Genomic DNA, 9358 nt, shown 5'->3' on the forward strand with positions numbered 1-9358 from the left:
CGTATAGAAAAATATAGGATTAACGACAAGTTTCAATTCGTTGACTTGAACCCCATTAAGCTAGCCGTTTGAATCGGCACTACTATATACTCGTTTACATTCAAATTAAGAGCTTGAATATATAAAAATTTTTATACAAAAGATAACATCTTCTTGCAAGATAGAGCAGTTTTTTCAAAAAAACCTAGTTATACAATTCTTAATTTGAAATCAAACTAGTATACTACTTCCAAGGATATTGAAAAGGTGGAAACTTATACTAAATAACAGACCTAGAAAGGCTCTCAACTTCGAAACTCCACTAGAAGTGTTTAGGAGATTATCTACAAACATGCTATGCTCGGGTGCACAATAGATGTTTTTTCAAGTATTTATATGTTCTTTTTTGTGCACTTCGAGGTTGAAAGGACCAATTAATTTAAAAACAATTTAACAAAAACTGGTTTGTTTCTTTAAGCTAGTCAGAAATTCTAAGTTAAGGATAATCGGAATACCTAACCAATTTACAGAAAAGGTCTAATAAGCTTTTGAAGCAGCTCTTCGTTATGCTCAAAAGCATTTACACACAGAAGTTAATGAAGCATACAATTTATCAAGCCGCTTACAAATACAGAAACAGCTCTATTTGGCCAAAAAGAGGTTCCTAAATGCTCTAGACCATTGGAGCATATTTTATACGCTAACACGCTAGAAATTCTTTTTTCTACAAATTCTTTTACTCTTATTTTGCTTCCACACATACGAGCTCCTATATAAGCAAAAGTACCTATAGCAACTTGGTTAAGCAAGGTTTTTACCATATACAGTGCATATCCTTCTTGCTCTTCTTCAGCACAATTAACCGCTAAAACATAAGAAGCTGTTGCTATTGTTGCATTTTGCAAAACAGGCATTAAAGGCGCACTTTCTTGAAAAAGGCCTATTACATTTTTTAATGAACTCATTACATAAGACATACCATCAATGGTTATCAAAGGGGTGACTAACGATCCTAATGCTATGACTGTAGGAGACACTACTTTAGTCACTAAAAGATTGTTTTCGATTGTCTCTTTAACAAGGATTCTATCTTCTTCGTCTATAGGTTTATTTATATCTTTCTGATACGCTTCTAAAAGACTTTGCAGGTCACTTATAGACTCAAGCGCATTTGCTAACATACAACATTCATCTTCTGACAAATCTATTTCTCTTACTATAAACCCCCGCATGCCCTTATCGATAAGTTTTAACTGCTTTGTCATACTTTCTAAATCTGATAGAGTAAAAGTTTTAGATAGCTTAAAATAAGGAATCTCAAAATGTTGTAAACATGCCAATAGAGATTCTAGGTTTTCTGTAATTTCTTTTTCTCTCTTATTTCTGTTAGTAAGATGTAAAAATTCTTTAGGAAAGAACTGTTTTGTAAATTGTAATGAAGAGTCTATTAATTTTCCAAAATCTATTCGATCTAAAGAAGGAAGGGTTTCTATAGAGGGTTTTTGATTGATTGTTTTTTCCAAAAAACGGCTTGTTTGATCTATCGTTCTTTCTGCTAAATCACCAGATTTACTATTCAATTGTTTGTAAAAAATGACTGTCTCTTTAAGAATTTGAGAGATATCCTCCATCAAAGGATTAGGACCTTTAAGGGGTTCTACTATAACTTCTTGTTGCGTAAGAGGTGGAAAATCGTTTACAATCGATCTTTTTATAAAGAGGTTCTTTACTAAAAAAGGAGCTTTTATTGCCTTTTTTAAACACAGACCAGAAACCTTAGCCGTTGTCTTACAAGCTCTTAGAGCTTGACAACCACCTTGATTTATCCCTGCGACTAAAGCAGCCTTAGTTCTATTAAAGTTAGTAAACATAATACTTATTATAACATATAATTCTCATTTTTTAATAATAAAAACCTAATGATCTTAACATATTATTTTAAAAAAAATAATTAGACTGAAAATGGTTTACTTCTTTAAATTAGCCAAAACTTTTTAAATTCAAGGATTATGAGAAATGCCTAACCAATTTACAGAAAAAGTCCAACAAGCTTTTGAAGCAGCTCTTCGTTATGCTCAAAAGTATTTAGATACAGAGATTACCGAAAATCATTTATTATATTCTTTTTTTGAAAATATAGAGGGTCTTTTTCACTCTATTGCCCTTTCTTTGAAATTAAACCCGAAAATGCTTCTTGGCCAGCTGAAAGACGTGTTAAGCAATCTTCCTAAGTTTACTAAAACAGGCACGGAACCTTCCCTTTCCCCCTCATTACAAAAAATACTTAAAAGAGCTCAAGAACTCGCTGATAAATGGGGGGATTCTTACCTAAGCAGCGAACACTTTTTTTATGCTTTTTGGCAATCTGCCCAAGAACCTTTTGCTAGTTGGAAAAAGTCATCCAAGCTATCATTAGAACAATTAGAAAACCATCTCAAAGGTTTAAGGGGTAATATGCATAGTGATTCTCCTACATCAGAAGATCAATATAATGCACTAGAAAAATACTGTAAAAATCTTACTCAATTAGCTAAAGAAGGAAAATTAGATCCTGTAATTGGCAGAGATGAAGAAATCAGGCGCACTATGCAAGTTCTTAGTAGGCGTACTAAAAACAACCCGTTATTGATTGGAGAGCCAGGTGTTGGGAAAACCGCTATAGCAGAAGGGTTAGCTCTACGGATTGTTCAAGGAGATGTTCCAGATGCTTTAAAAAACAGAGAACTTTTTGCCTTAGATATGGGCAGCTTAATTGCAGGCACTAAATTTCGCGGAGAATTTGAAGAGCGCTTAAAAAGCATTTTAAAGAAAGTGGAGGAGGCTGAAGGGCAAATTGTTCTGTTTATTGATGAAATGCATACGCTGATTGGAGCAGGTGCTATAGAAGGAGCGATGGATGCAGCCAATCTATTAAAGCCCGCTCTAGCAAGAGGAACATTGCATTGTATTGGGGCTACAACGCTTAGTGAATATAAAAAATATATCGAAAAAGATTCTGCCTTAGAAAGACGTTTTCAGCCTATTCTTGTTCAACAACCTTCATTAGAAGATGCTATCGCCATTTTAAGAGGATTGCGTGAGCGTTATGAAATTCACCATGGGGTTAGAATCACAGAAGAAGCTCTACATGCAGCTGTGTTTTTATCCGCTCGTTATATCTCTGATCGCTATTTACCCGATAAAGCTATCGACCTAATCGATGAAGCAGCCAGTGTGATCCGCATGCAAATCAGCTCTCGTCCCTTACCAATAGACATTAAGGAAAGAGAGCTCTCTTCTCTCATCGTAAAGCAAGAAGGATTAAAACGAGAAAACTCTCCTTTTGCGCAAGCAGAGGAAAAAAAACTCCAAGAGCTCATTGCACAAATTAAAGAAGAGCTCTCTCTTCTGACTAATGAATGGAACTTAGAAAAACAATTTATCGAGCAAGTAAAACAAAAGAAAAATGCTTTAGAGAATCTTCGTTTTCAAGAACAAGAAGCAGAGCGCAAATTCGATTACAATAAAGCTGCAGAGCTAAAATATAGTCTGATTCCACAAATGACACAAGAACTAGACCAGGCTCAATCGAGCTTGAAAGAACTTCCACATCGACTTTTGCAAGAGGAGGTAGATGCTCCTTTAATTGCAGAAATCGTAGCCAAATGGACGGGTGTTCCTGTACAGAAAATGTTAGGAGAAGAAAAGATGCGCCTTTTGCATCTAGAAACCTTGCTCAATGAAAAAGTTATAGGACAATCTTTTGCAATAAAAGCAATTGGTGAAGCCATTCGTCGATCCAGATCTGGTTTAAACGATCCTGAAAGGCCCATTGGTGCTTTTTTATTTATGGGACCAACAGGAGTGGGTAAAACAGAACTCGCTAAAGCGCTTGCAGAAATTCTCTTTGATCAAAAAGATGCACTATTGCGCTTTGATATGTCTGAATACATGGAAAAGCAATCAACAGCGAAATTAATTGGATCCCCTCCTGGCTATATCGGTTATGAAGAAGGAGGGCAGTTAACCGAAAAACTACGTCGTCGTCCCTATGCTGTGGTTTTATTTGATGAAATCGAAAAAGCACATACAGAGATCTTTAACATATTATTACAAGTTTTTGATGAAGGCCACATTACAGATAGCAAAGGCAGAAAAGTGAATTGTAAGAATGCGTTATTTATTATGACTTCTAACTTAGGATCAGAGATATTAAACACATATCTTCAAATACAAACAAAACAACCTCCCAAAGAAGAGCTCCTTCAAATATTAGAGCCCATTTTAAAGGCACATTTTCGCCCAGAGTTTCTTAATCGCTTGGATGAAATACTCCCTTTTTTACCTCTGCAAGAAAAAGATCTGGAACAAATTGTAGAGCTTCAACTTCAAAAAGTAAAAGAGCGCTTAGCAGAAAAAGAAGTGGAGCTGGATTACACAAATGAGGTAAAAGCACTACTTGCAAAAACAGGCTATGACCCTATTTATGGAGCACGTCCTTTGAAACGCTTAATTCAAAAAGAAGTGGTCAATCTGCTTTCTAATGCAATTTTAGAAGAAAAAATTACCAGTCATTCTAAAATTACATTAATCGTGGATAGAAAAGGGCTCATCGCGCTTAAAAATCTTGCAAATGAGTTAAAGTAGTCACTTTAATTTTTGCAATTTTTGCAACAAATAGGAGGCCCATTAAACAAAGGCCTCCTCCTAAAATGAGCACAAATACACTGCTAAAAAGCTGACATAAGAGTCCCCCTAGTAAAGGCATAACAATCCCTCTTATCCCAATTAGTAAAATATTGACCCTTGTAAAAGGAGAACTATCATGTTCTCCTGCAAAAATTGTACCAGAGAGATTCCAAATCAAATGACTTCCTGCTTGAGCCACCCCATACAACATAAAACCTAAATAGAGAAAAGCAATGTGTATTTGAGCAAAAAGGAGCATAATAGGGAAAATTCCCATTCCAATCAGAACCCACAAGCTGAGTTTAAGAATGTCGCACACTCTCAATCCCCTTTTCCATAAAAAAGTAGATCCTGCTACACCTAACGCCATAAAAATAAAGCGGGCTGTTGCCATATTTGTATAAGATAAAGATAAGGTATCTACATAAAAGCTAGAAAATGCAGGTCCCATTAGCATTAAGGCGCTACCTCCAAACATAAAAATCCATTGTAGATAGCGAAAATTTTTATGTTTATGCAATAAGTAAAAACTTTCTTTCCAAGGCTTCATAGAATTGGGTTGTTCAATTTCCTTTTCCTCTATCAAAGGAATTCTTCTAAAAAATAAAATGCTGCTTAGTCCAATGAGCGAGGTGCAAGAAAATAGAGTCTTCCAGTCCATAATATGAGAGCGCAGAAGGTAGGCAAATAAAAGCCCTAAAATACCTGATTCTATAAAACCGAATAGATAATAGAGAGAAAAAGCATCCTCTCTTGGTTTTTTAGGAATATTACATTTAATGATTTCCATTAAGGAAGGAATAGCAGCTCTACTGAATAATTGATAAGAAGCTGCGGCAAATAGAAAAAAAGAAAAATTTTCTATCCAAGGCAAAAAAACAAAGGGTAAATAGGTTAAAAGGAAAGCACCTACTAAATTAGCTATTAAGTGAGCTCTTCCTTTTTTAAAATAAGCGCTCCAACAAAAAGAAAAAAGGGATAAAACAGGACGCAGGGTAAGAAAAATAGAAAGTTGGAATACATTTGCCACATATTCTTTACGCAAGATGAATGGCAACAGAGTATACAATGATACAAGAGGTTCACTAGCAAGATTTGTCCACAGCATGGCTAAACGCGTTTGAGGACAGCCTTTTGTCATGGGTAAAATAGCCCTTTCGTAAAAAAAATTTGAGCCTATTTTACCATAGCTCTTGCGTTTCTCTCTAGGAAATACCAATTAGAAATTATCACTTATTTTTTTTGAAAAAAATCGCTAAATTGTGAGCGCAGAGAAGAAGGTATCACTTCTTCGATTCCTGATTTGTCATACATTAAAAAATATGTACAAGCAATCATAATCCCAAATGCAGGATTAAATAAGGCAATAAACAAAGAGATCCCACAGACCAAAGCTCTTTTTATAGTAAGCCGAGCTGCTGCATTAAGCTTAGAAAAGCCTTTAACCTTACCTAAACTAAGGAACATGCCAACTCCTGATACAGTAAATAATAAAAGTGCATAAATAATCCAAAGACAATCACCTAAAAATAAAAGAACAAAAAACAATCGCGCTAAAATTGCTGAAAAGAGGCGATCTTTTTGCTTAAGCGGCTTATCTACAGATTCTTCTAGATTTTCAAAGAATTCCTTGCTAGAGGAGGGCTCTTCTGTAGATTCTACTTTTGTGACTTCAGAAATATCGTAAATTGCCATGATATCCTACTGTTTGTGCTTGAGCTTATTAAAACCGTTTAAAGCTGCAATGCGATAACCTTCCGCATAAGTCGGATAATTAAACACTTGATCGATAAAATAATCAATCTTTGCGTTAAAGCTCATTGCTACTTGCCCGATATGAATCAACTCTGTGGCAGCTCGACCTATAATGTGAATTCCTAAAATTTCTAATGTATCTGCATGAAATAAAATTTTAAATATACCTAGATCATTTCCTATGATCTGATTTTTAGCAATTTCGTAATAGTAAGCTCTACCAATCTCATATCTAAAATCAAGTTCTTTAAGCTGATTTTCAGTATAACCACATGAAGAAATTTCTGGAATTGTATAAATACCAATTGGGTAGAAATCAGGAAAATGATGAGTTTTTGCGCCAAAAGCATTTCGAGCTGCTAATCTACCTTGCTCCATGCTAGTAGAAGCAAGAGCTGGTCCTCCAATAACGTCCCCTACAGCATAAATATTGCGCAGCGTTGTGTGATCAGATCTTTTAACTTGAAAAAGAGCATTAACAGGAATATAGCCAAATTTATCGATAGAAATTCCCAGATTTTCAATATGCAAATGTTCTACATTCGCACTTCTTCCCAAGGCATATAATAACACCTCTGCTTGCACATGCGTTTTATCTTTAAAAGTGACTTTTACAAAATCATCTTTCTTTTCAATCGTATCTAATTCTTTATTTCCCAACATTTTAAGACCAATTGCATTTAAAGATTTTTGTAGATGCAAACCAATTTCCGAGTCTAAGAGAGGTAAGAGATGAGCTTTTTTATCGATAACCGTCACTTTTGTTCCTAAAGCAGCAAAAAAACTAGCATACTCAGAACCAATAATCCCTCCTCCCAATACAAGAAGCGTTTTTGGCAAATGGTCAATAGAAAGCAATCTGGTGGAATCTAAAATTTTTTGATCATCAAAAGGAACAGAGTTGGGATTACGTGGTCTAGAACCGGTTGCTATCAAAAAATATTGTCCTTCTACTCTATATAAAATCTTTTTATCTAAATTACATACATTGACGTGATGAATATCCTTAAAGCAGGCGGTCCCATGAATTACTTGAATATGATTTTTTTCAAATTGCTTTACTAAAATCTTTCTTTGTTCTTCTAAAACAAACGTAAGTCGATAATTTAAGTCATTAATGGAAACCTCTTTTAACGGGCAATTTTTCCCATAAAAACTTCTTTTATAAAAGTCTGTAAGGTCTATAATAGCTTCTCTTAAAGATTTAGATGGAATTGTGCCAGAGTTTAAAGATGCACCTCCCAATACGGAATCTTTTTCAATAACAACAACTTTTTTACCCATTTTTGAGGCTTGAATGGCTGCTTTTTGTCCAGCAGGACCAGATCCAATAACCACAAGCTCCGCATATATTTCTTTCACATTTTTCTCCTAAAAGTTAAATTTACCCTAACAATCTGAAATATTCTTGTTCAATAAGTTTTAAGTTGCTAAGATCTTTTCTTTTATAAGAATCACAGGAGTAAAGGAAAGATGTCTAAAAGATGTCAAGTCACTGGTAAATGTCCTGTTCGAGGAAAATCCTATGCAATTCGTGGAATTCCAAAGAAAAAAAAGGGGATTGGCTTAAAGATTACAGGAATTAAAAAACGCCGTTTTCAACCAAATTTAATTAAAAAACGTTTATGGCTTGCAGAAGAAAATCGTTTTATTAGTTTAACCCTATCGGTAAGCGCTCTACGTACAATTAATAAAAATGGCTTGCAATCTATTGTTCGTGAGCTTCGCAAAAAAGGTGAAAAGGTTTAAAAGTTTTTTTATTCTGCGTAACCTATCAGGTTTTATCTTTTTTAGAGTTTCCCTCTCCCTCCTGATAGGTAGCCTTTCTCTATTTTTCATTTGGCTTGTATTTACCGCTACTACTACCACTTTTCCCTCTATAGAAAATCCTCTGATTTTTTATTCTAATCAAACAAGAGATGATATTAAAGCTGTATTTTATCGATCGATTAAAGAGGCTAAATCACATGTTTATTTAAGTATCTATGGGCTAACAGATGTCAGCATCATTCACATACTCAAGCAGAAAGGATTACATACCCCTGTTGAAGTTTACTACGATTCTTCAGCATCTCCCAAACTAAATAAAAAACTTAAAAGTTGCTCTTCCTTCCCAGTAAAGACAAAAGGATTGATGCATAGGAAGATCCTGATTTTGGATAAAGAACTGGTTTTTCTAGGCTCTGCTAATTTCACTCCCTCTTCTCTTCTTTACCATTCTAATCTTGTAATTGGTTTATATCACCCACCTCTTGCTAGTTTTCTTCAAAATCCTGCCAGCTCCTATTATTCCTTTGAAATAAATCAACAGCAAGCTGAAGCCTTTTTATTACCAACAGCAGGGAAAGAAGCGCTTGCTCATATATTGCAACTAATCAACCAAGCAAAAAAAACAATCGACATAGCATCATTTACTCTAACCCATCCACTTATTTGCGATGCTCTGATCTCTGCAAAAAATCGCAATGTAGATCTAAACATTGTCTTAGATGGCTATAGCGCCAAAGGAGCTAGTAAAAAAGCATTAGACCAGCTAAAAGCTCAGGGACTTGCTATTTGTGCTAGTCAAGGTGCACATCTACTACACCATAAACTTTGTGTAATAGATCGAGAAATTCTGATCACAGGGTCTGCTAACTGGACAAAAGCAGCTTTTAGCAAGAACGCAGACCTTTTATTAGTCCTTTATTTAAAAGATCCTAAACTCAAGAAGTTTTTAAAAAAACTTTGCAAAATGATAAAAGTAGAGTCTAAACTTATCGAAAATTAGGTAAGTTTAATGCAGCTCTCTTCCTTTTGACGCAAATACACGATATGTCGCAATTATCTATAGTTATACATCTTTTCTAACTGTCATGAACCTATCTTGAATTGAATATAAATTTTCGCTATGATACCAGATCTTTTTATTTTTTAACTAAAGACAGATGACATGAGCAAGCAAGGATTAAATGAA

Annotated in this window: 8 protein-coding genes; 3 read left to right on the forward strand and 5 right to left on the reverse strand. The window is 34.8% G+C overall.

The genetic code is table 11. The features are described from left to right. Positions 1-210 precede the first annotated feature (210 nt). Together RHOW815_RS08855 and RHOW815_RS04905 are read right to left on the reverse strand one after the other, a co-directional pair. A complete protein-coding gene (locus RHOW815_RS08855; protein ID WP_256439916.1) occupies positions 211-333 on the reverse strand; it encodes a hypothetical protein in 123 nt (40 codons plus the stop codon). Between the two features lie 239 nt (positions 334-572). Next, on the reverse strand, positions 573-1850 hold the full coding sequence (locus RHOW815_RS04905; protein ID WP_215217221.1) for a hypothetical protein: 1278 nt from the start codon (positions 1848-1850) through the stop codon (positions 573-575). A gap of 145 nt (positions 1851-1995) precedes the next feature. On the opposite strand from RHOW815_RS04905, the gene RHOW815_RS04910 reads away from it, so the two are divergent. After that, positions 1996-4605: an ATP-dependent Clp protease ATP-binding subunit gene (locus RHOW815_RS04910; RefSeq protein ID WP_215217222.1), complete on the forward strand. Its 2610-nt coding sequence runs from the start codon at positions 1996-1998 to the stop codon at positions 4603-4605. Here RHOW815_RS04910 and RHOW815_RS04915 read toward each other — a convergent pair. The 3 genes from RHOW815_RS04915 to sthA all read right to left on the reverse strand — a co-directional run bounded on the left by RHOW815_RS04915 (position 4577) and on the right by sthA (position 7764). After that, the gene (locus RHOW815_RS04915) at positions 4577-5788 is read right to left on the reverse strand and encodes an MFS transporter (protein ID WP_215217223.1); all 1212 of its coding nucleotides are present in this window, start codon (positions 5786-5788) and stop codon (positions 4577-4579) included. The two genes, RHOW815_RS04910 and RHOW815_RS04915, sit on opposite strands and share 29 nt — an antisense overlap. A 92-nt stretch (positions 5789-5880) precedes the next feature. Beyond that, entirely contained in the window at positions 5881-6342 is a 462-nt protein-coding gene (locus RHOW815_RS04920) for a hypothetical protein (RefSeq protein WP_215217224.1), read from the reverse strand. 6 nt (positions 6343-6348) lie between these two features. After that, positions 6349-7764: a Si-specific NAD(P)(+) transhydrogenase gene (sthA, locus tag RHOW815_RS04925; RefSeq protein WP_215217225.1), complete on the reverse strand. Its 1416-nt coding sequence runs from the start codon at positions 7762-7764 to the stop codon at positions 6349-6351. A 111-nt stretch (positions 7765-7875) separates the two neighbouring features. Between sthA and rpmB the strand changes: the two genes are divergently transcribed. Together rpmB and RHOW815_RS04935 are read left to right on the forward strand one after the other, a co-directional pair. Then, complete coding sequence (gene rpmB / locus RHOW815_RS04930; RefSeq protein ID WP_215217226.1) at positions 7876-8151, forward strand: 50S ribosomal protein L28; 276 nt, start codon at positions 7876-7878, stop codon at positions 8149-8151. Next, complete coding sequence (locus RHOW815_RS04935) at positions 8138-9172, forward strand: phospholipase D-like domain-containing protein (RefSeq protein ID WP_215217227.1); 1035 nt, start codon at positions 8138-8140, stop codon at positions 9170-9172. The genes rpmB and RHOW815_RS04935 overlap by 14 nt, the downstream gene beginning before the upstream one ends. Positions 9173-9358 lie beyond the last annotated feature (186 nt).

This window comes from Candidatus Rhabdochlamydia sp. W815, assembly GCF_018642185.1.
In the GTDB taxonomy this organism is placed as follows: Bacteria; Chlamydiota; Chlamydiia; order Chlamydiales; family Rhabdochlamydiaceae; genus Rhabdochlamydia; species Rhabdochlamydia oedothoracis.